Below are 22,634 nucleotides of genomic sequence, written 5' to 3'. Positions count from 1 at the left end.
GTTTTCCAGCCCAAGGGCCAAAAGAAAACGGGGCCCGGTAAAGGCCCCGTTTCATAATCCGGAATGTTGGGTCCGGACTTATTCTTCTGTTTCTTCCTGACCGACGACTTCTACTTCGTCTGCAGCCACTTCTTCGCCTTCTTCTTCATCGTCGCTGGACGACAGGCCGGTCGGTGCCGAGACATTCGCGATCACGAAGTCACGGTCGATGGTCGGCTTGGTGCCTGCGGGCAGGTCAACGGAGGAAATGGTCACAACGTCGTTGATCTCCATACCGGTCAGATCAACGGTGATCTTCTCAGGGATGTCGCCGGCGGTGCACAGCAGTTCGACTTCCGGTCGGACAACAGTCAGAACGCCGCCCTTCTTGATGCCAGGGGCTGCTTCTTCGTTGATAAACTCAACCGGGATGAACAGCGCGATCTTGGTGGTCCGACGCAGGCGCATCAGGTCCAGGTGGGTCGGCAGGTCCTTGACGACGTCACGCTGAACGTCACGGCAGATGACGCGGACGTCTTCGTGGCCTTCAACTTTCAGGTTCCACAGGGTCGACTTGAACCGGCCTGCTTTCAGGCGCTTGAACAGGACGTTGAACGGGATCTGAATCGGCAGCGGCTCTTTATCGCCACCAAAAACAATGCCCGGAACCATGCCGTCGCGGCGTGCTTGACGAGCGGCGCCCTTGCCTGTCCCCGTCCGTTCCAGAGCTACGAGATCAGGAATCTCTCCAGCCATGATAATTCTCCAAATGTTAGGGCGGGCATCCTCCAAGGCTGTATGCCCGCGTGAAGCCGCGTCCTTAGCTTGATTCACTTGATTTGGAAAGGGCTTTTTGAGCTTTCGCTTTTAGGTTCAAGTCAGTCCTGCCAGCGACCGCCGAAGTCTTCGGGGATCAGCAGGTTGTGCCGCCCCAGATCGCCAACGTTGCGTTCGCCGCACAGCGCCAAAGTAGTATCCAGTTCCTTGTGGATGACGTCCAGCGCAGTTGTCACGCCTTTCTGCCCCATCGCGCCCAGCCCATAGACAAAAGCGCGACCAATATAGGTGCCCTTGGCCCCCAGAGCCAAGGCCTTGAGGACGTCCTGACCAGAGCGGATGCCACTGTCCAGATGGACCTCGATATCATCGCCGACCGCGTCCATGATTTGTGGCAGCATACGGATGGAACTGAGTGCGCCATCCAACTGCCGTCCGCCGTGGTTAGACACAACGATGGCATCAGCGCCAAGTTTAGCAGCCATCCTGGCGTCGTCGGCGTCCAGAATGCCTTTGAGGATGACCTTGCCGCCCCATTGCTCCATCAGCTTTTCGACCTTGCTCCAGTCGAGGCTGGGGTCGAATTGCTCGGCCGTCCATGCGCCGAGGGAGGAGGCATCCGAGATACCCTCGACGTGACCGACGATATTGCCGAACTCGCGCCGCTTTGCGCCCAGTATCTCGATGCCCCATGACCATTTTGTCATCAGGTTCGCGATGGTTTTGGCCGTCAGTTTCGGCGGTGCGGACAAGCCGTTTTTCAAGTCCTTGTGGCGCTGGCCCAGAATCTGCAGGTCCAGCGTGATCACCAAAGCCGAGCATTTCGCATCCTTGGCGCGTTGGATCAGGCGGCTGACATAGTCCTGATCCTTCATCGTATAAAGCTGAAACCAGAAAGGTTTCGTCGTGTGCTCGGCCACATCCTCGATTGAGTTGATCGACATGGTGGACAGGGTAAATGGCACGCCAAATTCTTCGGCAGCTTTGGCGGCCTTCATCTCGCCATCCGCATGTTGCATGCCCGTCAGCCCGACCGGGGCCAGTGCGACGGGCATCGCGACGTCCTCTCCAATCATCTGCGAGGCGGTCGAGCGTCCGGCCATGTCCACTGCAACCCGCTGTCGCAGGCGGATATCCGAGAAATCCGAGCTGTTGTCGCGGAAGGTCTGCTCGGTCCAGCTGCCGCTTTCGGCATAGTCGTAGAACATCCGCGGCACACGGCGTTCATAGATGCGCCGCAGGTCTTCGATGGTGGTGATTACGGGCATGGGACCGCGCCTTTGGTTGAGTGTTTACATATTTCTACTGAGGCATCCGGCATGGCGCAATTGTCTGAAGACAAGAAAAAAACCGCAGCAGGCCAGTTGCTTGCTGCGGTCTGTTGAAAGGGTTCGATGCCAATCGATCAGGCGGAATGCGCGCCGTCGGCAAGGGTCTTCACAAAATCCAGAACTTCGGCCACGGGTTTGCCTGCCGCGATCTGGCTGACAATGGCCGAGCCGACCACAGCACCATCGGCGACGCTGGCGATGGCCTTGGATTTCTCGGGCGTGTTGATGCCAAAGCCTACGATCACGGGCAGATCGGTAGCGGATTTGATCCGCGCCACTTCTGGGCCGACATTCGTGGCCTGAGCCTCGGCCGCGCCGGTAATGCCGGTGATCGACACGTAATATACAAAGCCCGAGGTGTTCTGAAGCACGCGGGGCAGGCGTTTGTCGTCGGTTGTAGGGGTCGCCAGCCGGATGAAGTTCAGCCCCGCCGCCTGCGCGGGCAGGCAAAGCTCTTCGTCTTCTTCTGGCGGCAGGTCCACCACGATCAGCCCGTCGATGCCAGCGGCTTGCGCATCGACTAGAAACTTATCAACGCCTCGGCTGTAGATCGGGTTGTAATAGCCCATCAGAACAATGGGTGTCGTGTCGTCGGTTTCGCGGAACGCACGCGCCAGGTCCAGAGTGCGCTGCAGGGTCATGCCCCCTTCCAGCGCCCGTTGACCAGCAGCCTGAATGGTCGGGCCGTCCGCCATGGGATCAGTAAAGGGCAGCCCCAGTTCGATCACGTCGACACCAGCGCCGGGCAGGCCTTTCACAACCTCAAGCGAGGTGTCGAAATCGGGGTCGCCTGCCATGATATATGCGACAAAGGCCTTTTTTCCCTCGGCCTTCAAGGCGGCGAACTTAGCGTCAATACGGGTCATCTGCAGTCCTTGCATTCAGAGTTGAACCTGATGTGCAGAAACTTTGCCCGGAAATCAATCCCGCCGGGTCAGATTGCCTCAGAACTGGTAGTGGTATCGCAGCAGGCCCGAGTTGACGCCGGGGTTTTCGTTATTCGTGCTGGCGTTGGATTTGTGGGTGATTGCAAAGGACACCTTGTTGCCATTGTCCAGAGTGTACCCGAGGCCTAGCAGGCTGCGGATCTGGAATTCTCCGCCAAGATCGTTCAGGTCATCGCTATGGGAAAAGTACCCCGGCATGACACTACCTTCGATGAACCAGCGGTCGGCAAAGGTGTAGAAGCCGATTAGTCCGATGCCGATATGGACATTGCTTGCGGTATCCACTGTCAGGGCGCCGCCCCAGTTTGCGGAAAAGCGGGTGGCTTCGTGAAACGGGCGGTGATGATATTCAAGCGCGAATACCGCTTCGTCATCTGCTTCGCTGTCGGAAAAATCTGAGAACCCGGCGCCAAATACAAGGGATTGTGCTTGCGCCATCTGGGCGGCCAGCAGCAGCGCAAGAGTTACGATAATTTTCTTCATGCCTACCATTCACTATTTGTTTGTTCATAACGTTCTATACGACGATCTTAGAGTGCGATTTCGAACCCCGGCAAGCTGCTGGGTAGTGAACATTTTCGTGATGTTGCAGATTGGACTTGGCCGGGTTGCTTGCAGTCCGGCTTGCGCATCGACCCGGACCTGCATAGAAGCACCCCTCGAATGGCTTCAGGAGACTGTCATGGGCTTTAAAATGGGAATCGTGGGTTTGCCGAATGTGGGCAAGTCGACACTCTTCAATGCGCTGACCAAAACCGCAGCCGCTCAGGCGGCAAATTTCCCGTTCTGCACGATTGAGCCCAACGTCGGTGACGTTGCTGTGCCTGATGACCGTCTGGATAAACTGGCGGCGATTGCGAGCTCAAAACAGATCATCCCCACGCGGATGACCTTCGTGGATATCGCGGGTCTGGTGAAGGGGGCCTCGAAGGGTGAAGGGCTGGGCAATCAGTTTCTGGCCAACATTCGTGAAACCGACGCCATCGCCCATGTACTGCGCTGTTTCGAAGATGGTGACGTGACCCATGTGGATGGCCGTGTTGACCCGGTGGCTGATGCCGACACCATCGAGACCGAACTGATGCTGGCCGATCTGGAAAGCATCGAAAAGCGCCGTGCCAATCTGGTGCGTAAGCTGAAGGGCAACGATAAGGAAGCGCAACAGCAGGACCGCCTGTTGTCCGCCGCGCAGGAGATGCTGGAAAGCGGCAAGCCTGCACGTCTGGTCGAGGTTTCGGACGAGGACGCCAAGGCCTGGAAGATGCTGCAACTGTTGACGACCAAACCTGTGCTCTACGTCTGTAACGTGTCTGAGGAAGAGGCCGCCGAGGGCAACGAATACTCAGCCAAAGTTGCCGAAATGGCCGCCGCGCAGGGCAACGCCCATGTCATCATCAGCGCCAAGATCGAAGAAGAGATCAGCCTGCTGGAAGACGATGAAGCCCAGATGTTCCTAGAGGAAATGGGCCTTGAAGAACCGGGCCTCGATCGCCTGATCCGCGCCGGTTATGACCTGCTCAAGCTGGAAACCTATTTCACGGTTGGCCCGAAAGAGGCCCGCGCCTGGACCATCCGCACCGGCACCGCCGCGCCGCAGGCCGCTGGCGTGATCCACGGTGACTTCGAAAAAGGCTTCATCCGCGCCGAGACCATCGCCTACGACGATTATGTTTCTGCCAATGGCGAGCAGGGTGCAAAAGAGGCGGGCAAGATGAGAGCCGAAGGCAAGGGCTACATCGTCAAGGATGGCGATGTCATGCACTTCTTGTTCAACACCTGAACGGCGACAGTTTCGGCCTGGCATTCTGCACGCTCGACATAAGGCGACTGGATGCCTCGTTTTGAGATTGAGAGCAGGCGTTTGATGTGAGATGCACGGAGCATGGGCGTAAACAATTTTATGCAGGCTAAAAGAAACCAACCGTCAAAACGGCAACGCTGGCAAGTCGGGGCGCTGGTTGAGATTCCGTTAGGTGAATGCTGTTGGGCTTATGGGCAATTGGGGGAAGAGTATTTCGTTGCGGTTCTCGAAGGCTACTATTCAGAGCGGCCGAAAATCGAGGATCTGATTGAACTACCGGTACTGTTCAAATCTTTTGTCTATCGTGATGTTATTAGCAGAGGTTATTGACTGAAAGTCGGCCGGGTTGAACCTCGTGGCGATGTCATCAGGGAGGACCTTCGCTTCAAACAGGACAAAACATCTGGGGTCCTTTCGCTTTGTCATTCTGACTTTGCAGAGCAAGGCGGGGAGCGACCAGCGCTTTTGAGCGAGTGCCTTGGGCTGGAATGCGTTGCTGTTTGGGAAGCGAGCCACGTTGAAGATCGGATCATCGCTACACGTGACGGCCAAGTGTGCAAATGGGTCAGTTCCTTGGCGATCGACTTACAAAAAGTTCCTGCGCACCAAAACGACATTCGCTAAAAGTCGTCTTAGCACTAACTACGACTTTGAATCTGGGTTACATTCTCCTGCCATTTACTTTCTGACGCAGTATGCCGAGTGTTCGTGCGGCTTCGAAATTCCATTCAGTCAACACATTTCTACGCATAGAAAACCCCGTTAGTATGGATTTTGATCCGCCAACCGAGAAGACCCCAAATGATCGAAATCCGCGACCTCCAACTCCTCAGCGCCCTGGCGCGGCATCAGCATTTTGCCAAGGCGGCCGAGGAATGCGGGATTTCGCAGCCTGCGTTCTCGATGCGCATCCGCAATCTTGAGGACCGGTTGGGTGTTTCCATTGTTCGTCGTGCCAACCGATTTCAGGGCCTGACCGAAGAGGGCGAGATGATCGTCCAGCGTGCGCGGCGGATCCTCGACGAAACCAAGGCGCTGGAACAACAGGTTCTGGCCGCCAAGGGCGAGATCACCGGCACGCTGATTCTGGGCGTTATCCCAACGGCGACTGCATTCACTGGCCGCCTGACCAAACGATTGCGGCAGGCGCACCCCCGGATCGTTACGCGAATCGAAACCATGTCGGCCACAGCGATTCAACATCGGCTGGATGAGGGCAGTTTGGATGCGGGCATCACCTATGGTGACAGCATCGGCACCGATCTTCGGCAGGTGCAGCCATTGTACCAAGAGACCTATGTACTGTTGATCCCGTCTCACATGACCAGCGAGACCGGCCCGATCCCATGGGCGCGGGTGGCCGATTTCCCGCTTAGCCTGTTGGAGCCGCAAATGCAGAACCGACGCATTCTGGATCGGATTTTCGCCGAACAGGGGTTGCACCCGCAAGTTGTTGCGGAAACCAGTGGTTTCACTGCCTCGATGGTCATGGCACGCGAGGGGTTGGCTGCCACAGTCATCCCGCGCGTGTTGGTCAGCGCGCTGGGCGATTTGAAGGGAACGAAGGTATTGCCACTGGTCAATCCCGTGGTCAGCAAACCAATTTGTCTGGCAACTTTGTCTCGCGATCCGGAGCTGCCCACGGTTGAGGCTTTGCGGGCGGTGGTGACGTCTTTGCGGTGATAAGTTGTCGTTATCGTGCGATTGCAATAAGCGATTTGACGATATGTTATTCTGATGAGACACGGAGCCTCAATCGGAGGGCATCATGGCACCATTAGACACCAAGCCATCAGGCGCACCCAAGGGCGTCTGGAAGTCAGGTAAAGGCAAAGGGCGTCACACGCCCAAAGGCCGTCAGTTTACGGATGAGGCGCAGGCAGAAATTCATCGCCTGCTGGGTGACCGCCCGCGCCGTCGCGACCTGCTGATCGAATTCCTGCATTTGATTCAAGACGAACACGGCCATATCAGCGCCGACCATATTGCCGCGCTTGCGGTTGAGATGCGGATCGGACAGGCCGAGATTTACGAAACCGCGACCTTCTACGCCCATTTTGATGTGGTAAAAGAAGGTGAGACGCCTCCTCCGGCGTTGACCATCCGGGTTTGTGATTCCCTGTCCTGTGAAATGGCCGGTGCTCAGCAGCTGCAAAAAGCGCTGGAAGACGGTCTGGACCCGGCTGAGGTTCGTGTTGTCCGCGCGCCGTGCATGGGCCGCTGCGACACCGCTCCGGTGCTTGAGATCGGTCACAACCATATCGATCATGCGACCCCTGAAAAGGTGAAGGCCGCAATTGCTGCCAGTGACACGCACGCCCATCTGCCCGGCTACGAAGCCTTTGCCGCTTATGAGACAAACGGTGGCTACGCCAAGCTGAACGAGCTGCGCGAAAGCGGCGATTGGGAGAAGGTGCAGGAAGACGTCCTGTCCTCAGGCCTGCGTGGTTTGGGTGGCGCTGGCTTCCCATCCGGCAAGAAATGGGGCTTTGTTCGCATGAACGAGGGCCCGCGCTATTTGGCCGTGAACGGGGACGAGGGCGAACCCGGCACGTTCAAGGACCGTTTTTACCTGGAGCGCACGCCGCATGTCTTCCTCGAAGGGATGCTGATCGCTGCCTGGGCGGTCGAGGCGGAAACCTGCTTTATCTACATGCGCGACGAATACCCGGCCGTTCTGGAAATCCTGCGCCGTGAGATCGCCGCGCTGGAACAGGCCGGGATTGTTGAGCCGGGTTACATCGATCTGCGCCGGGGTGCTGGCGCGTATATCTGCGGTGAAGAATCCGCGATGATCGAGTCGATCGAAGGCAAAAAGGGCCTGCCGCGTCACCGTCCTCCGTTCGTGGCGCAGGTTGGGGTCTTTAACCGCCCGACGCTCGTGCACAATGTCGAGACGCTCTATTGGGTCACCAAAGTCTGCCGCGAGGGGCCCGAGTGCCTCAACAGCACTGAAAAAAATGGCCGTAAGGGCCTGCGAAGCTATTCGGTCTCGGGCCGGGTGGCAAAGCCGGGCGTTTACCTGCTGCCCGCCGGATCGACCATTCTGGACGTGATCGAAGCCGCTGGTGGGATGGTCGAAGGTCAGACCTTCAAAGCCTATCAGCCGGGCGGGCCGTCCTCAGGCTTGCTGCCTGCGTCGATGGATGACATCCCGCTGGATTTCGACACTCTGCAACCGCACGGTACTTTCATCGGTTCTGCTGCCGTTGTGGTTCTGTCCGATCAGGACACTGCCCGCGATGCCGCGCTGAACATGCTGCGGTTCTTCGAAGATGAAAGCTGTGGCCAGTGCACGCCTTGCCGGGCAGGCTGCGAAAAGGCGGTCAAACTGATGCAGGCCGACAAGTGGGACACCGATCTGTTGGAGGATTTGTGTCAAGTCATGGGCGACGCATCGATTTGCGGTCTGGGGCAGGCCGCTCCGAACCCGATCCGTCTGGTCATGAAACATTTCGCTGACGAAATCTGAGGGAGACAGAGCCATGCTTGATGCAAGCCCAAACAAGACCGTCACCTTCAACCTGAACGGCGAAGATGTCACCGTGCCCGAAGGCTGGACCATCTGGGAAGCGGCCAAGGGGCAGGGGTTCACCATTCCACACCTGTGCCACAAGCCGCAGCCGGGTTATCGCCCCGACGGCAATTGCCGCGCTTGTATGGTTGAGGTGGAAGGTGAACGCACTCTGGTCGCCTCATGCATCCGTCCTGCAGCGGACGGTATGGTGGTGAAGACTGACTCGGAGCGCGCCGAGAAATCGCGCGCCATGGTCATGGAGCTGCTGGTCGCTGACCAGCCCGAGGAGGCGCACGACAAGTCCAGCCATTTCTGGGATATGGCCAAGCTGAACGATGTCAGCGACAGCCGTTTCCCGGCGAAAGAGGCCGAGAAAATCCCTCTGCTGGATGACAGCCACGTTGCGATGCGCGTCAATCTGGACGCCTGCATCAACTGCAACCTCTGCGTCCGGGCGTGCCGTGAAGTGCAGGTGAATGACGTGATCGGCATGGCCGGTCGTGGCCATACCGCGCAGGTGGTGTTCGACCAGAACGATCCGATGGGCGATTCAACCTGTGTGGCCTGTGGTGAATGCGTTCAGGCCTGCCCGACGGGAGCCTTGATGCCCGCCACCGTGCTGGACGACCAACAGAAGGGCGACAGCAAGGACTACGATAGCGAAACCGAAAGCGTCTGCCCGTTCTGTGGCGTGGGCTGTAAGGTCTCGCTGAAGGTCAAGGACGGCAAGGTCAAATATGTCGAGGGCATCAACGGCCCCGCCAACGAAGGCCGCCTGTGCGTCAAAGGCCGGTTTGGCTTTGACTACATTCACCACCCACACCGTCTGACCAAGCCGCTGATCCGGCGTGAGGATGCGCCCGAGAAAGGTTTGAACGTCGATCCGGGTAACCTGTCGACCCATTTCCGCGAAGCGACATGGGAAGAAGCAATGGATCTGGCGGCCACCAAGCTGAAGGCCCTGCGCGACCAAGACCCGCGCAGCGTAGCAGGCTTCGGTTCGGCCAAATGCACCAACGAAGAAGCCTACCTGTTCCAGAAGTTCATCCGTCAGGGTTTCAAGCACAACAACGTCGACCACTGCACCCGTCTGTGCCACGCGTCGTCCGTGGCGGCACTGATCGAGAACGTCGGTTCCGGCGCTGTGACCGCGACCTTCAATGAGGTCGAGAACTCGGATGTGGTTATCATTATCGGTGCCAACCCGATCGAGAACCACCCTGTCGCGGCGACTTACTTCAAGCAGTTCGCCAAGCGCGGCGGCAAGCTGATCGTGATGGACCCGCGCGGCGTCGGCATGCGCAAGTTCGCCGATGAAATGCTGCAGTTCCGTCCGGGGGCTGATGTCTCGATGCTCAATGCGATCATGAATGTGATCGTCGAAGAAGAGCTGTATGACAGCCAGTACATCCACCGCTGGACCGAGAACTGGGAGGCAGAGAAAGAGCACCTGCGCCAGTTTACGCCCGAGGCGATGGCGCCGATCTGTGGCATCGAGCCGGATCAGCTGCGCCGCGTGGCCCGCACCTTTGCGCAGGCCAAGGCCGGTCTGATCTTCTGGGGTATGGGCGTCAGCCAGCACATCCACGGCACCGACAACTCGCGCTGTCTGATCAGCCTTGCGTTGATGACCGGCAACGTTGGTAAACCCGGCGCGGGTCTGCACCCGCTGCGTGGTCAGAACAACGTGCAAGGCGCATCCGATGCGGGCCTGATCCCGATGTTCCTGCCCGACTACCAGACCGTGACTGACGATGGCATTCGCGCCAAGTTCAACAACGTCTGGAACTCGGACGACTTCTCGAACGAGAAAGGTCTGACCGTCACCGAGATCATCGACCAGGCCTATGCTGGCAACATCAAGGGCATGTACATAATGGGTGAAAACCCGGCCATGTCCGACCCCGATGTGAACCACGCCCGAGAGGCGCTGGCCAAGCTGGACCTGATGATCGTGCAGGACATCTTCCTGACCGAGACGGCGAACTATGCCGACATCATCCTGCCAGCCTCGGCGCTCTATGAGAAGAACGGCACGGTGTCGAACACCAACCGTCAGGTACAGCGTGTGCGTCCGGCCGTGACCCCTCCGGGTGCGGCGCGCGAAGACTGGAAAATCACGGTCGAACTGGCGCAGCGGATCGGTCTGAACTGGGATTACACCGATGTGTCTCAGGTCTTTGCCGAGATGAAGTTGACGATGAACTCGCTCAACAACATCACATGGGAGCGTCTGGAGACCGAGACTATCACCTATCCGTCGCTGTCCGAGACAGACCCGGGGCAGGCGATCGTGTTCGGTGACGGCTTCCCGCGTGCGGAAGGCCGGGCCCGGTTTACCCCGGCCAGCGTCATCCCGCCGGATGAAGCACCGGATGACGAATACCCGATGATCGCCACCACCGGCCGTCAATTGGAACACTGGCATACCGGTTCGATGACCCGCCGGTCGAACGTTCTGGACGCGGTGGAGCCCGAGGCGAACTGCTCGCTGAACCCGCGTACGCTTAAGCTGATGGGGATCGAACCGGGTGAGATGATCCGTCTGACCACCCGTCGCGGCTCAATTGAGATCATGGCGCGGGCCGACCGGGCGATTGCCGAGGATATGGTGTTCATCCCGTTCGCCTATGTCGAGGCGGCGGCGAATATCCTGACCAACTCGGCCATCGATCCCTATGGGAAAATCCCCGAGTTCAAGTTCTCGGCGATCCGGGTCGAAAAGATCGAAGACGCCGTCGCGGCGGAATAAGACCGACACTCACAAATCCAGGAAAGGCGGCCCCAAGGGTCGCCTTTTTTCTTTCCTTGACAGAGTGTTGCTTGCGGCCAAACCTGTCATCACCTTGGTGATGGAGGAGCATATGGCCCGCCGTTTTGTCGATCTGTCGGTTCCGCTGGAAACCGGGATCGTGTCCGACCCGCCGATCATGTTGCCCGGGATCGAGTATCTGACGCATGACCAAACCGCTGAGCAGGTGATGGCGTTCTTTCCCGGCCTTCAGAAAGACGACCTTCCAGGCGGCGAGGGTTGGGCCATCGAACGGCTGCAGATCGCCACCCATAACGGCACCCATCTGGACGCGCCCTATCACCATCATTCGACCATGAATAATGGCGAACGGGCGATTACCATCGACGAGGTGCCGCTGGAATGGTGCATGAATCCCGGCGTGAAACTGGATTTCCGGCATTTCGACGATGGCTATGTCGCGACTGCTGCCGATGTAGAAGCCGAGTTGAAACGGATCGGCCATGACCTGCAGCCGCTGGACATCGTGATCGTCAATACTTCGGCGGGCACGCAGTACGGACAGCCGGACTATCTGATGAAAGGCTGCGGTATGGGACGCGAGGCGACCTTGTACCTGACTGAACGCGGTGTGCGCGTGACCGGCACAGACGCCTGGAGCTGGGACGCACCCTTTCCCCTGACTGCACAGGAATACGCTGAAACCAAGGATGCCTCGATCATCTGGGAGGGGCATCGCGCCTCTATAGAGATCGGCTATTGCCATATCGAAAAGCTGACCAACCTCGAAGGTCTGCCACCCACCGGGTTCGAAATCTCGTGCTTTCCGTTCAAGATAAAAGGCGCCTCGGCAGGCTTTGTGCGGGCTGTCGCGATCTTTGAGGAGGTTGGTGATGAATAAACCTCTCAGCGGACATGACGGGCCTTATGATGCGCCGGTCGAAATCTGCGGGTTCTCGGTGTTGCCAGAATGGGTCGATTACAATGGTCACATGAACGTGGGTTTCTATGGCGTGGCCTTCGACATGGCGCTGGAAAAGCTGATGGTCGATCACCTCGGGCTGGGTGAGGTGCAGGTCAAGGCGCTGGGGCAGGGGCCGTACGTCCTACAATCCCACATGAATTTCCTGCGCGAGGTTCAGCCAGACGAGCCGTTCTATTTCCGCTTTCGTATGCTGGATTCAGACCAGAAACGTGGCCACTACTTTGCGCAAATGCTGTCTGGAAAAGACGACGTCATCTGCGCCACGCAGGAAGCGCTGTTCATGAATGTCAGTCACACCAGTGGGCGGTCAGAACCTTACCCGGATTGGGCAGCGGCCCGGCTGGCCCGCATGGTCCGCGATCACGCCGGGCTGGAGGCCGCGCCGCAGGTCGGGCAGGCGATTGGCATCCGGCGGAAACAACGCCTTCAGTAATCCCGTTCGAAGAACAGGCCCAGACCGGTTTCGCCACGCCCGTCAACAGTGCCGCGCACAGTGAAACTGTCGGTGACGTCGAGGTTCAGGTTCACCTCGGTGTCGCCCTGGGTGTTGACGGTGAAATCGGTGTAGAGGTTGTCGCTCAGATAGGCTCCGGCCCCCAGACGACCGGCGCCGCCCTCGGTTGCCCCGATATCCACCGTGTCCACACCAGTCGAGTCTCGTAGCCCCTTGGTCGCGTCACCCCCCGCACCGCTGAGCTGCGCCAGGGACGCCGCCATCTGGGCAATGATAAAGGGTGACAGTTCCGAGAAACGGTTGCCGAACAACAGCATGGCCAGTGCTTCTTCTGCTGGGCGTTCCGGGTCGGAATAGACGTCAACCTCGGGCGCATCCAGCGGGCCGGCTATTTCGATCGTGGCGGTGCCCTCAGAGGTGCTGGTTGACGAGGCGAACTCGATATACGGTGTCAGGTCCCCCTGCAGGGTCACGATGCCTTTGGTCAGGGCCAGTCTGCGGCCCAGAATGTCAAAATTTCCCCGGATCAGTTCGATCTGGCCGGAGGGTACAACCGACGCTGTCGTGCCACCAATGAACAGGTTTCCACCCAGTTCGGCATTAACGCCGCGACCGCGCACGAAAACTGCTTTGGGCGCCCGAAGGGTGACGCCCAGCGCAATACGGGAATCGCTTTTGGTCGCACCTTCCTCAACGACCAGCCGTGCCCGTTCGCGCGTGATATAGCCAGCCCGGCTTTCGTTGATGTGTTCGATCTCGGGGATCGGTGCAGCGCCCACAGCCCCTGCCGCGGCGGCGAGGTTGATGTTGGTCTCTTCAAACGTGATTTGCCCGGAAATGGCGCTGTTACCCGCCAGGGCCCCGGTCATGGCAATCTCGCCGTTCAGTGTGGTTTCATAGAGCAGCATGTCGGTCAGTACGAGCTGGTTGAGTTTGGTGACGATGTTGGCATTAAACGGCGGCGTCAGGTCCAGAGGGCCCGAGATGGTAAAGTTGCCCCCGGCCCGCATGCCACCATTCAGCGAGATCGTGGCCCGGCTTTGCGCCAATTCGACTGAACCGCTAATCCCGGTGACCGTCTGCCCGATATCGGGAATTGCGAGCGACGTCCCCGAGGTGGTGATGGAACCGCTGAGTGCGTTCAGTGAGGGCTTGCCTTTCAGGCGCAGATTGTGCCGTGCCGTTCCGTCGATTTTGTTGGGTGAGATGAACAGGTTAGCGACGCCAAGATTAATGCCACCCTGCGCTTGCAGGTCAGCCTCCCCAGAGGTCTCATCAAAGGTGCCTTTGACTGTGCTGCTGATCTCGGCGGGGCCATTGGCCGAGCCATCGATGGTCCAGACACCGTTCTTGCGTTTGGCATTGCCGGTTGCCGCGACAGTGCCGGGGAATTCGGGCGCGAAACGTTCGATCTTGTTCAGCTTGGCGTCGAAATCCAAATCTGCAGTACCATCCGTGTCCACCGTTCCGGTCAGTGCTGCGTAAGAACTGTCCGGTCCGCTCAGCCGCGTGGTGCCCTCAATACCCGATCTGGTTGGGGCGACATTTCCGTCCAGGGTCAGCGGTCCGGACATCGTGGTGAGGATACGGGAAAGATCATCAAGCTGAGCACTGAAATCCAGCCCGCCGGCGTCACGGTCCAGCTTGCCTGATGCGCTGGCGGACAAGGCTGTGCCCTGCAGGCGGAAAGTGCGGATATCCACCCCTTCCTCACCCTTTTCTGCATCGACGGTCAGAGTCGTGCGGCCCTGAACCAGCTTGTCGACTATCTCGATACCGGTCTGAATATCGTCTGCATTCACGTCGCCCTGAATGTCGAAAACCTTGTTGGCGAGGGCCGCGCTGCCCTGAAGATTTGCCGAGATTGATCCGGCTAGGTCGCGATTGGCCAGCCCCGAGAACAGCGACAGATCTGGCGCATTCACCTGCGCCTTGCCATCCACCGCCAGATTGCCGGTGGGGTCATCAACGGTTGCTGCAACCTGCGCCGTCAGGGCGTTGCCGTTGACCGTGGCCTGCCGGATTTCGATCTGATCTGCCGTGCGCGCGCCATCCCAAGTGATCGTAGTTTTGCCGGACAGCAGAGGATCAATATCGGACATCCCGGTTTTGATATCCTGTCCGGTCACGCTGGCGGTGCCGTCGAATTCCAGCGTCTGCACCGTGCCAATGCCGTCAAGTTTCGCCTGCAGGGCACCGCCCAGTTCACGTTTGGCCAGCCCGGAGAAGACCGAAAGATCCGACGCATTCACGCTGGCTTGTCCGTCGATGGTCAGATTGCCGTCGGGCGTTGTGACCTCACCGCTGGCCTGCGCTTGCGCGGCTTCGCTGTTCAGGTCGAACTCGCGGATGGTGATGCCGTCGCTGCCACGGCTGCCATCCAGTGTGATCGTGGTCTCGCCTTTGATGACGGGGTCGATATCGTCGCGCCCGGTGACCAGATCGCGTCCCTCGACCACCACTTTGCCGTCAAAGCTCCGTTCCAACGGAGAGCCCTTGCCGGTAACCCGGACCGAAGCAGTTCCACCCAGATCAAGCTGCGCGAGATCCGAAAAACGCGAAAGGTCAGTTGCGTCGAGCGCGGCTGACCCATCTACCGTCAACCCGCTGGTCAGCCCGTCGATCAACGCGTCCAGCGCCAACGTGTAATCGGTTCCCACCAACTCGAAACCCGACAGATTCAGAGACTGATCGCTGCCATAGTCGAATTGGCCGTCCAGCGTGATGCGCTCGCCCAAAGCGGTATTCAACGCCTGATCGTTCAGGTCGATTCCGTCAACGATAGCCTGCAGATCACCGATGACGGTGAACGCATCGCCCTGTTCCAACGTGCCTTGCGCGGTGATCCGGGCGTTTTCAAGTTTCGCCTGCGGCGATTGAAACGCGTCTGCCGTCAGGCTCAGATCCCACAGGTTACCGTTCTTCTGATCGAACAGGGCAGAAATCTGTGCCGCCTCGATTGAGGTATCCCCGCCCGCAACCGGCAGCACTACGGTATTCCCATCCGGTGGAGTGATCCTGCCCTGCAAGGCTGCAAGCTGCAGACTGCCGCCTTCAGCCAACTGCAGCTCACCTTTCAGGTTTAGCGCCTGGGTGGTCAGTTCCAGATCAGAGACATCCAGCGCGCCTTGGGGTTTGGTCTGGCCGTCCACGAAAAGCCGCGTCCTGGGGCCGAAGAACGGGTCCAGATCTTCGGCCATGAAGGGGGTCAGGTCGCCACCCAGATCGGCGGTAAAGGCTATGCCGTCCGCTGCGCCGGTTTCCGCCGCGCGCAGCTCAACCTGTCCTGTCACCCTTGGCTGCTTGTCGCTGCTCAGGGCAATATCGGCAGTGAAATCGGTCAGGGGGCCCGCGCCCTTGGCCGTAAAGCCGATCGGCGGGCTGTCGGGGATATTCAGCGCGGTCGAAATCAGGCCGCCCTCAGCCTCGTTCACATCCAGATCCAAATTGATTTCACGCGAGGCATTCTGGAACCCGGCGGTCAGCTTGATTCTGTCGCCGGCGCGGTCCAGTCGGGTGATGTCCAGTTTGGTGTCCAGGGTGCCATCGGCCAGCGACAGGTTGCCGGTCACGGACAATGCGGCAGAAACCCCGATCAAGGGTTTGCCCAGCAACAACTCATCCACCCGAATCTCGCCGATTTCGACAGAGACGGGCAATTCGGGCAGTTGAAAGGGCTTGGTCTCAACCGAAGGGGGCGGGGCCTCTTTGGTCGTCGTGCCGGGCGCGCGGGCAATGTCAATTTCCTGCGCCGTCAGGGCATTGACGGAAAACCGCCCCCGGATCAGGGCCAGCCGGTTCCAGTCCAATTCGGCATCCTTGATGGTCAGCCAAACGCCTTCATCGTCCGACACAGTGATCTCCTGGATCGTGGCGCGAGCGCTAAGGGCACCTTGCAGCCCCTTGACGGTGACGTTCTGATCGTCGCCCGATAGCGTGTCCTGCAGGAACCGTTCCAGCATACTGCCTCCGCCCTCATCCTCCTGCGCGATCACAGGAGGGGCAGTCACGATCAGCATCGTGGTCACAACAGGATATGCGTAGCGCCGTATCAAAATGCCTGTCCGATCCCGATATAGAATTGTAGACCGTCGCCGGTCTCGCCCTGTACCGGCAGGGCAAGGTCCAGACGCAGCGGGCCAAACCCGCCCAGATCATAACGGACCCCTAGACCTGCACCCGAGTGGTATTCGGCTCCGCTGCCAATAAAGGATGACGTGTCCACGGTACCAAAATCATAAAACCCAACAAGGGATATTGTGTCTGTGATCTTTCCGCGAACCTCACCGGACAGCCCAAGGAAGGACTTGCCCCCCGCCACGCCGCCGTTGACCGGGATGCCAAGGCTTTCAAAGGGTTGCCCGCGTACGGTTCCCGCACCGCCCGAGAAGAACAGGAAATCCGGCGTCACACCGCTTGCTGAGGGGCCGATCACCGATCCCAGCTGAGCACGGCCCGCGAGAACAAGACGCCCTCCGGTGTTCAGGCTGGTATAGGCGCGCCCGTCAAAGAACAGCCGAATGCCATTCTGTGTGCCGGACAGCCCTGCAAAGGGCATGGCCTGTGCATCCAGATAAAACCCGCGCGTGGCGCTGACCTTGCTGTCGCGCTCATCCCATTCCGAGCGGAACGGGATGATGAAGTACCGAAATTTGCGGCCGCTGCCATAGGCGTCATCCGCATCCGACCACTGGAATCCGGCCGAGGCTTCGGCATAGAGCCGGTCGGAAAAGGTTCGCCGCGCACCATAGGCCAACGAAGCGACCGAGACATTATAGTTCTCGGTGTTGCGCCGCTCCAGCAGGGCGCTCCAGAAGGTGTTGTCATCCGGACCCAGCCGGTCAGGCTGATCCAGACGCAGGCCGATCCGGCCGTCCAGGTCCTCGGACCCGCCGATGTTGCGCAGCGCGGCTTCGAACCGCAGCCGTTCGGCGCGGCGGAACACGTTGCGGTGGGTCCAGGTTGCGGTCACGTCCAGCCCGGCGTTCGAGGCAAGCTCGACCCCGAAGGTCAGGCGGCGTTTGGGCATGTCTTCGAACGTGGCGTCGAAATCCAGCGTGCCGTCGGGGTTGGGGGTTTCGTGCTCCTCGATCGACACGACGCTGAACGTGCCGGTGCGGCGCAACCGTGTGCCGACCCGCTGGATTTTCGCCGGTGAATAGACTTCGCCTGACGGGAACCCGGCGATCTTTTCAATCGACCGGTGCCGAACATCTGTGTCACCCTTGATGATCATCTTGCCAAAGGTCAGACGCGGACCCGGTGCAAGGTCGATCTCGGCGTCCAGCCGTTTCTGCGCATGGCGGGCGATGACCTTTTGGCCTTCGACTTCGGCCTTGGCGTGGCCGGTATCGCGCCACCCCTGCACCCCGGCCGAGGCCGCCTGCTGAATGGCGCCGGTCGTGGCCAGTTTGCCGGGGGCGAATTCTTCGGGCAGGACGGTATCCGGCGCGACGGGTTCAACGATGGCGGTGCCGAACGTGAAGGTTGGACCAGTAGTTACCGTGATAACAGCGCGGTTGATTGCGTTCGGCACGGTAAGCGAGCTCATGTCCGCTGCTTCCTGCCCGTCCAGTTTGATGCTGACGACCGGACTGAAATAGCCTTCGTCGTACAAAATCTGAACGATGGTGCGGTAATCCGACAAAGCGGCGGACAGGATTTCGAGCGGCGTATCCAGGCCTCTGTTTTCAGCGGTTGCAACCGAGGACGTTTCTTCAATGCGTTCAATCAACGCCTTCGGGGCTCCGGGTGCCGAGAGCGTCGTTTCAAGCGCGACCAGTGACGAGGGAAAAGCGGCGGCAGCCATGCCAAGAAGACAGTAGTTCACAAAGGCCCGTGGCCTGCTTACCCGCATCGAATGGCTCCAACTGCCCCAAGTCGAAATCAATTTCACCGTTTTATGAAACGCAACGGCTCATTGCATTCATGTTAGAGCATCAGTTTCTATGCAGGGAAAGAGATTATCGTAAACAAAGCTGAAATTAGGGGGCCTGTTGTGGTCAAGACCCGGCATTTTGGAGCCAGAGGATGATTGCGGCGCGAATTTCGGGCTCCACGTCGACCACATCGGCGGTCGGCAATGCGTGGGTGACACCCACCTGCAGTTAATTTGTCTGGCATTTCGGAAAATGGTGCCTGCGGTTCCCAGCAAGACACCTTTTGGAGCCCACTAAATGCCCTTCGACACCGGTTTGATGGCGATGAACAAAATGGTGGTGACGGCCCAGATCCAGGTCGGGTTCCTTGCGCAGGCAGGGCGCGTGTTGAAGTAATGCCGGGTGGTGACGCCCATCAGGAAACCAGCGCGGCGATGATCCAGCTGTTTTCGGTCGCAAACGCCAGAGGGTGGTGGTTCGACAGCATTTGGAACACGACCGGCAGCATCAGGTAATTGTCGTGGGGCGAGCGCAGATTGGCGATCACGATCGTTGCGGTGAACGCCCCCCAGATGCAGCATCATAGTGCGGCCGGTGAAGAACTGGTTATGGCTCCAGCCCATCGCCACCTGCAGCTCCATCAGTAGGGTAGGTCGCTTACTCAGCCCTGATTTGCAGGGAAAGTCGTAGATCAGCCAGTCCGCGGTCAGAATAGCTTCTGGGATCACGACGCCTTGGCACAATTCCAGATCGGTTTTTTCAGCATCGATCAGATACAGCTCACCTTCGACACAGTAAACCACCATCAAAAGCACGGCGCCGCTCAGCCCGGTCGCGCAGCTTTCCCGTTTGAACCATGCCAGGTGGTTCGGCATCCTCTCAGGCGCGACCAGGAATTTCTGGATGCGATAGAATGCACCGCAGAGCACCTGCCGCGCCACGCCTGAAAGGCGTGGCGCTTGGTCCAACGGGAGGTGCTCCGTCAGGGGCAGCCGACGGGCGGGAGCTTTGTGGGTAGCATTCAACTGCCACGATGGATCGAGTAGCCCGAGGGTAACGGCAACAACGGCAAGTGGTAGGGCGCATCCGCGTCAAACATGCCGAAACAGGTCGGCACCTGATCCGGAAGCAGTGGGTCCTCGGTGACCTGACCTGCGGTGCGCAGATAGTCTCCGGCAAAGAAAACAAGCTTAAATGAGCCTGTATTGAAGTCTTTTTGCGGTAGAGCCGGGTTGTTGATCCAGGCGTCGGAATTGGTTTCGGTCTCGGCCAGTTTGCAGCGGGTTTCCTTGGTGACGTCGTTCAGGGCGATCTTCAGCCCTTTCGCCGGGCAATCGCGCGCCGCCTCCAGAACGTGGGTCGCCCGATAGCCAGCCACAGGGTCTTCTTTGATTTGCCTTTAGTTTTTTCGCAGTCTGGCGCAAAGCTCGAAACAGCGGAAATGCCGAAAGAACCGGAAACAGCGCTCGGATTAGTCCGACAATCAAAATCGCATTTCCGGGCTATGTCCGAAGAAACGTACAGGAACGGAAGATACCACGTAGCCGCCTCGATACGCTCGTGACTTGACCGGGCATGGAACCAACCCGCCCAACGCCCAGCGGAGCGGGGAGAGAAGTCGGCCGTGCAAACCGTGCTGAACTACGAAGTGGGCGGCAAACACATTGTCCTGCACCGCGACGCGGCGTCCGATGCTCTTCTGTCCGAAGTCGTGGGAGCCGTGACATGGCCCGAGCAGCGCAAATGGAGTAAGGAACCGATTGAAGAATACGGTTCGCGCGCGGGGTTCTAACGTCTTCTACGGTTTATTTAGGGCTTGCGGATCGCGGTTTACGGCGTGGTGACGGCTTTGGCGCGGTCGCCGGATCAAGGGGCGGTGAAGAAGGCGAGAGGCTGGGATATGGCCAGCCACGGCCTGAAATGGGTCCAGCGCATGGATGTGCCTGAGGCCGAAGAGCACGCGCAGAAAACCGAGGCCTTCCGACTGCATGTCGCAGTTATGGGTGAACGCCCGCGTGATTGGTGTACTGGGTGTTGTTCTAACAATAAAATTCGGCTGGTGGCTGAAGAAGGCGGTTTTGACTATGTGGCCGACACGACTGCCGGTGATCTGCCCTACTGGACGCAGACCGACGGGCGGGATCAATTGATTGTGCCGTAAACGCTGGATTGCGGAAAAAGCCTTTGATTTGGAATCTTGACTGGTTCGTGACAATGCGGGTGGCATGCACAATGCACTGTCGCGCGTGTTCCGCTCGGCCTCTGAAGATGAGCGTCTGGGTGTGTTGACCGGGCAACCTGATTTGGCGGACAAGCTGGCTCAGGCCAAGCGGTGGACGCAGGAAAGTTCGTCCGAACAGGCCTCGGCGGGTTGGATGCTTTGACGGATCAGGAGCGCGTCACTATCACGATCTGAAACAGCGCTACACCGAGAAGTTTGGCTTTCCATTCATCATCGTGGTGCACGATCACGACACGGCGTCTTTCTTTCAGGCGCTTCAATAGAGGATCGAGCAGGACCGCGATGCGGAAACCGCCGAGGCTTGCCGTCAGGTTGAACGGATCGCGGATTTTCGTTTGTGGGACGTATTGCTCTCGTGAGCTGCCGGATCGTTGTTGCGCCGCTGATCGCCGAGGTTTTCTCGCCCTTTGGCGATGTGATCGAGATTGCGGGCGAACCGGACAAGATCATAAATCAGGGTCAGTGTGGTCGTTATCATGATCGCCCTGGGCTGGAATTTCCCGATGGCCGGGCTAGGCAGGTCCGCCCGCTGCGGTATCGCAAGGGTCAGGGTTGCGCCATCAGGCGGGCAACGTCGAGCATGCGCGCAGAAAAGCCCCATTCATTGTCATACCAACCGAATACGCGCACTTGATGGTCACCGATCATTCGCGTTTCGGGGCCGGCGATGACCAGTGATTCCGGTCTGGTCCGCAGGTCTGACGAAACTAGCGGGTGGTCTGTCCAGCCCAGAACGGAAGAGTGTGTGACGCCTTTGCGCAGTTCCGCGTCGAACTCGGTGACCGACATGCCGCGGTCCAAGGTCGCGACCAGATCGACTGCGGACACGCTGGCGGTTGGAACACGCACCGCCGCGCCTGAGATACGGCCTGCGAGGTGGGGCATGACCTCATCGATCAGATGCGTGGCGCTGGTGGTGGTGGGGACCATGGATAACGCCCCCGCCCGTGACCGGGCGAGATCGCCACGTGGCGCATCCACCATGGGCTGGCTGTTGGTGTAGCAGTGGATCGTTGTCATATGGGCCGAGGCGATGCCTCCGATCCCGTCCAGAACCTTGATCAGCGGGGCCAACCCGTTGGTGGTGCAGGACGCGTTCGATACGATCCGGGCGTTGCCCAGGTGATCCTCGTTGGCACCCAGAACGATAGTTACCTCGGTGGCCGGTGAAGGGCCGGAGATCAGCACTTTGCCTGCCCCCGCGGTCAGCCCCTGACTGGCCACGTCCGAGGTACGTGCAACACCGGTGCAATCCATAAGGACGTCGACCCCGGTCAGATCCACACGTGACAAATCCGGGCTGTGGGTGACCGGTATGGAATGGCCGTCGACCACCAAGGCCTCGTCACCGGCCTCGACCGATCCAGGATAAGGGCCGAAGGTGCTGTCGTATTTGAACAGATAGGCACAAGTTTCGAGCGGCGCGATATCGTTGATCAGCACCAGTTCAACATCACTGTCCTGCGGCAAAGCCAGCAGCTGCCGCAGGATCGTGCGGCCGATGCGGCCGAATCCGTTGATCGCAAGTTTCATGCGTAAGCTATGGCAGCGGGTTGCGCTGACCTCAATGCCGTTTCGACCTCAGGTCAGTTGCAGCTGACCTGCGAGAAGAACTGCCCCGAAATGTTCTGATACATGCTGGCCCGGAGCGGCTTGCAGCCGGTCGCCGCCTGGATAGCCGCCATGGCTTGGATGGTGCGCAGGCGCGGCGGCGGACCAAACGGGTTCAGGTTGTTGTTGTCACGGGTTGCGCGATACACGACCGGAGCATCCGAGACTTGCGTAACGGCCCATGTGCGGCTCATGACGAATACCGATTTGGTTTCCTCTTTGGCGGCAACGGGGGTTGCCTCCAGGGCCATCAGGCCAATTACAGCTGCCAGTGCCAGCATCGATCCGCGCAGTACCATTGAACAATCTCCAGTGCTAAAAACCGGTGTTATTTCACCAGATTCAAGCGCTTCTGTGAA

The 22,634-nt window shown here is 59.1% G+C and carries 21 protein-coding genes and 1 pseudogene; 11 read left to right on the top strand and 11 right to left on the bottom strand.

Translation table 11 applies throughout. The features are described from left to right. Positions 1-78: 78 nt before the first annotated feature. From ACR1XY_RS12390 to ACR1XY_RS12375, 4 genes are all read right to left on the bottom strand, one after another. Positions 79-735: a 50S ribosomal protein L25/general stress protein Ctc gene (locus ACR1XY_RS12390; protein ID WP_480593688.1), complete on the bottom strand. Its 657-nt coding sequence runs from the start codon at positions 733-735 to the stop codon at positions 79-81. 122 nt (positions 736-857) lie between these two features. Continuing rightward, positions 858-2,024: an alpha-hydroxy acid oxidase gene (locus ACR1XY_RS12385; protein WP_480593687.1), complete on the bottom strand. Its 1,167-nt coding sequence runs from the start codon at positions 2,022-2,024 to the stop codon at positions 858-860. A gap of 137 nt (positions 2,025-2,161) precedes the next feature. After that, complete coding sequence (trpA, locus tag ACR1XY_RS12380; RefSeq protein WP_480593686.1) at positions 2,162-2,953, bottom strand: tryptophan synthase subunit alpha; 792 nt, start codon at positions 2,951-2,953, stop codon at positions 2,162-2,164. A 78-nt stretch (positions 2,954-3,031) separates the two neighbouring features. Beyond that, positions 3,032-3,517 carry an acyloxyacyl hydrolase gene (locus ACR1XY_RS12375; protein WP_480593685.1) on the bottom strand — a complete coding sequence of 162 codons (486 nt, stop codon included), beginning with the start codon at positions 3,515-3,517 and terminating at the stop codon, positions 3,032-3,034. Between the two features lie 199 nt (positions 3,518-3,716). On the opposite strand from ACR1XY_RS12375, the gene ychF reads away from it, so the two are divergent. The 7 genes from ychF (at position 3,717) to ACR1XY_RS12340 (ending at position 12,522) form a co-directional block, all read left to right on the top strand. Then, complete coding sequence (gene ychF, locus ACR1XY_RS12370; protein ID WP_480593684.1) at positions 3,717-4,814, top strand: redox-regulated ATPase YchF; 1,098 nt, start codon at positions 3,717-3,719, stop codon at positions 4,812-4,814. Positions 4,815-4,916: 102 nt separating this feature from the next. Next, positions 4,917-5,165: a hypothetical protein gene (locus ACR1XY_RS12365; protein WP_480593683.1), complete on the top strand. Its 249-nt coding sequence runs from the start codon at positions 4,917-4,919 to the stop codon at positions 5,163-5,165. Positions 5,166-5,636: 471 nt separating this feature from the next. Then, the gene (locus ACR1XY_RS12360) at positions 5,637-6,518 is read left to right on the top strand and encodes a LysR family transcriptional regulator (protein ID WP_480593682.1); all 882 of its coding nucleotides are present in this window, start codon (positions 5,637-5,639) and stop codon (positions 6,516-6,518) included. 85 nt (positions 6,519-6,603) lie between these two features. Beyond that, the gene (locus ACR1XY_RS12355; RefSeq protein ID WP_480593681.1) at positions 6,604-8,307 is read left to right on the top strand and encodes an NAD(P)H-dependent oxidoreductase subunit E; all 1,704 of its coding nucleotides are present in this window, start codon (positions 6,604-6,606) and stop codon (positions 8,305-8,307) included. 13 nt (positions 8,308-8,320) lie between these two features. Beyond that, positions 8,321-11,104 (top strand): formate dehydrogenase subunit alpha, encoded by a 2,784-nt coding sequence (gene fdhF / locus ACR1XY_RS12350; RefSeq protein ID WP_480593680.1) that lies wholly within the window; start codon positions 8,321-8,323, stop codon positions 11,102-11,104. Positions 11,105-11,216: 112 nt separating this feature from the next. Continuing rightward, complete coding sequence (locus tag ACR1XY_RS12345) at positions 11,217-12,005, top strand: cyclase family protein (protein WP_480593679.1); 789 nt, start codon at positions 11,217-11,219, stop codon at positions 12,003-12,005. Next, on the top strand, positions 11,998-12,522 hold the full coding sequence (locus ACR1XY_RS12340) for a thioesterase family protein (protein ID WP_480593678.1): 525 nt from the start codon (positions 11,998-12,000) through the stop codon (positions 12,520-12,522). The genes ACR1XY_RS12345 and ACR1XY_RS12340 overlap by 8 nt, the downstream gene beginning before the upstream one ends. On the opposite strand, the gene ACR1XY_RS12335 is transcribed toward ACR1XY_RS12340, so the two are convergent. From ACR1XY_RS12335 to ACR1XY_RS12320, 4 genes and pseudogenes are all read right to left on the bottom strand, one after another. Continuing rightward, positions 12,516-16,562, bottom strand: a complete 4,047-nt coding sequence (locus ACR1XY_RS12335; protein WP_480593797.1) for a translocation/assembly module TamB domain-containing protein — start codon at positions 16,560-16,562, stop codon at positions 12,516-12,518. The genes ACR1XY_RS12340 and ACR1XY_RS12335 overlap by 7 nt on opposite strands. Positions 16,563-16,594: 32 nt before the next feature. After that, the gene (locus tag ACR1XY_RS12330; protein WP_480593676.1) at positions 16,595-18,400 is read right to left on the bottom strand and encodes an autotransporter assembly complex protein TamA; all 1,806 of its coding nucleotides are present in this window, start codon (positions 18,398-18,400) and stop codon (positions 16,595-16,597) included. A 145-nt stretch (positions 18,401-18,545) separates the two neighbouring features. Then, a pseudogene (locus ACR1XY_RS12325) lies at positions 18,546-19,387 on the bottom strand (urate hydroxylase PuuD); the annotation flags it as partial. Between the two features lie 56 nt (positions 19,388-19,443). Beyond that, a complete protein-coding gene (locus ACR1XY_RS12320) occupies positions 19,444-19,800 on the bottom strand; it encodes a hydroxyisourate hydrolase (protein ID WP_480593675.1) in 357 nt (118 codons plus the stop codon). A gap of 246 nt (positions 19,801-20,046) precedes the next feature. On the opposite strand from ACR1XY_RS12320, the gene ACR1XY_RS12315 reads away from it, so the two are divergent. The 3 genes from ACR1XY_RS12315 (at position 20,047) to ACR1XY_RS12305 (ending at position 20,806) form a co-directional block, all read left to right on the top strand. Then, the gene (locus ACR1XY_RS12315) at positions 20,047-20,214 is read left to right on the top strand and encodes a hypothetical protein (protein ID WP_480593674.1); all 168 of its coding nucleotides are present in this window, start codon (positions 20,047-20,049) and stop codon (positions 20,212-20,214) included. Between the two features lie 84 nt (positions 20,215-20,298). After that, positions 20,299-20,583 carry a hypothetical protein gene (locus tag ACR1XY_RS12310; RefSeq protein ID WP_480593673.1) on the top strand — a complete coding sequence of 95 codons (285 nt, stop codon included), beginning with the start codon at positions 20,299-20,301 and terminating at the stop codon, positions 20,581-20,583. Positions 20,584-20,647: 64 nt separating this feature from the next. Then, complete coding sequence (locus ACR1XY_RS12305; RefSeq protein ID WP_480593671.1) at positions 20,648-20,806, top strand: 2-oxo-4-hydroxy-4-carboxy-5-ureidoimidazoline decarboxylase; 159 nt, start codon at positions 20,648-20,650, stop codon at positions 20,804-20,806. A 165-nt stretch (positions 20,807-20,971) separates the two neighbouring features. Here ACR1XY_RS12305 and ACR1XY_RS12300 read toward each other — a convergent pair whose 3' ends face one another. After that, complete coding sequence (locus ACR1XY_RS12300; protein ID WP_480593801.1) at positions 20,972-21,142, bottom strand: hypothetical protein; 171 nt, start codon at positions 21,140-21,142, stop codon at positions 20,972-20,974. Between ACR1XY_RS12300 and ACR1XY_RS12295 the strand changes: the two genes are divergently transcribed. Beyond that, the gene (locus tag ACR1XY_RS12295; RefSeq protein ID WP_480593796.1) at positions 21,080-21,298 is read left to right on the top strand and encodes a hypothetical protein; all 219 of its coding nucleotides are present in this window, start codon (positions 21,080-21,082) and stop codon (positions 21,296-21,298) included. The two genes, ACR1XY_RS12300 and ACR1XY_RS12295, sit on opposite strands and share 63 nt — an antisense overlap. Here the strand turns inward: ACR1XY_RS12295 and ACR1XY_RS12290 are convergent. Together ACR1XY_RS12290 and ACR1XY_RS12285 are read right to left on the bottom strand one after the other, a co-directional pair. Next, complete coding sequence (locus tag ACR1XY_RS12290; RefSeq protein WP_480593670.1) at positions 21,211-22,197, bottom strand: type I glyceraldehyde-3-phosphate dehydrogenase; 987 nt, start codon at positions 22,195-22,197, stop codon at positions 21,211-21,213. The genes ACR1XY_RS12295 and ACR1XY_RS12290 overlap by 88 nt on opposite strands. A gap of 53 nt (positions 22,198-22,250) precedes the next feature. Further along, on the bottom strand, positions 22,251-22,574 hold the full coding sequence (locus ACR1XY_RS12285; RefSeq protein WP_480593669.1) for a hypothetical protein: 324 nt from the start codon (positions 22,572-22,574) through the stop codon (positions 22,251-22,253). Positions 22,575-22,634 lie beyond the last annotated feature (60 nt).

The sequence above is a fragment of the Ruegeria sp. AD11(2025) genome, from assembly GCF_056542405.1.
The sequence above is the reverse complement of the archived record's forward strand: the minus strand, read 5'-3'. Positions and strand labels throughout refer to the sequence as shown.

What these genes read in the sequence shown, in the direction of transcription:
- ACR1XY_RS12390 (WP_480593688.1), bottom strand. Translation starts at nt 735, where the DNA reads ATGGCTGGAGAGATTCCTGATCTCGTAGCTCTGGAACGGACGGGGACA.
- ACR1XY_RS12385 (WP_480593687.1), bottom strand. Translation starts at nt 2,024, where the DNA reads ATGCCCGTAATCACCACCATCGAAGACCTGCGGCGCATCTATGAACGC.
- trpA (WP_480593686.1), bottom strand. Translation starts at nt 2,953, where the DNA reads ATGACCCGTATTGACGCTAAGTTCGCCGCCTTGAAGGCCGAGGGAAAA.
- ACR1XY_RS12375 (WP_480593685.1), bottom strand. Translation starts at nt 3,517, where the DNA reads ATGAAGAAAATTATCGTAACTCTTGCGCTGCTGCTGGCCGCCCAGATG.
- ychF (WP_480593684.1), top strand. Translation starts at nt 3,717, where the DNA reads ATGGGCTTTAAAATGGGAATCGTGGGTTTGCCGAATGTGGGCAAGTCG.
- ACR1XY_RS12365 (WP_480593683.1), top strand. Translation starts at nt 4,917, where the DNA reads ATGGGCGTAAACAATTTTATGCAGGCTAAAAGAAACCAACCGTCAAAA.
- ACR1XY_RS12360 (WP_480593682.1), top strand. Translation starts at nt 5,637, where the DNA reads ATGATCGAAATCCGCGACCTCCAACTCCTCAGCGCCCTGGCGCGGCAT.
- ACR1XY_RS12355 (WP_480593681.1), top strand. Translation starts at nt 6,604, where the DNA reads ATGGCACCATTAGACACCAAGCCATCAGGCGCACCCAAGGGCGTCTGG.
- fdhF (WP_480593680.1), top strand. Translation starts at nt 8,321, where the DNA reads ATGCTTGATGCAAGCCCAAACAAGACCGTCACCTTCAACCTGAACGGC.
- ACR1XY_RS12345 (WP_480593679.1), top strand. Translation starts at nt 11,217, where the DNA reads ATGGCCCGCCGTTTTGTCGATCTGTCGGTTCCGCTGGAAACCGGGATC.
- ACR1XY_RS12340 (WP_480593678.1), top strand. Translation starts at nt 11,998, where the DNA reads ATGAATAAACCTCTCAGCGGACATGACGGGCCTTATGATGCGCCGGTC.
- ACR1XY_RS12335 (WP_480593797.1), bottom strand. Translation starts at nt 16,562, where the DNA reads ATGCTGATCGTGACTGCCCCTCCTGTGATCGCGCAGGAGGATGAGGGC.
- ACR1XY_RS12330 (WP_480593676.1), bottom strand. Translation starts at nt 18,400, where the DNA reads ATGCGGGTAAGCAGGCCACGGGCCTTTGTGAACTACTGTCTTCTTGGC.
- ACR1XY_RS12305 (WP_480593671.1), top strand. Translation starts at nt 20,648, where the DNA reads ATGCACAATGCACTGTCGCGCGTGTTCCGCTCGGCCTCTGAAGATGAG.
- ACR1XY_RS12300 (WP_480593801.1), bottom strand. Translation starts at nt 21,142, where the DNA reads ATGATAACGACCACACTGACCCTGATTTATGATCTTGTCCGGTTCGCC.
- ACR1XY_RS12290 (WP_480593670.1), bottom strand. Translation starts at nt 22,197, where the DNA reads ATGAAACTTGCGATCAACGGATTCGGCCGCATCGGCCGCACGATCCTG.
- ACR1XY_RS12285 (WP_480593669.1), bottom strand. Translation starts at nt 22,574, where the DNA reads ATGGTACTGCGCGGATCGATGCTGGCACTGGCAGCTGTAATTGGCCTG.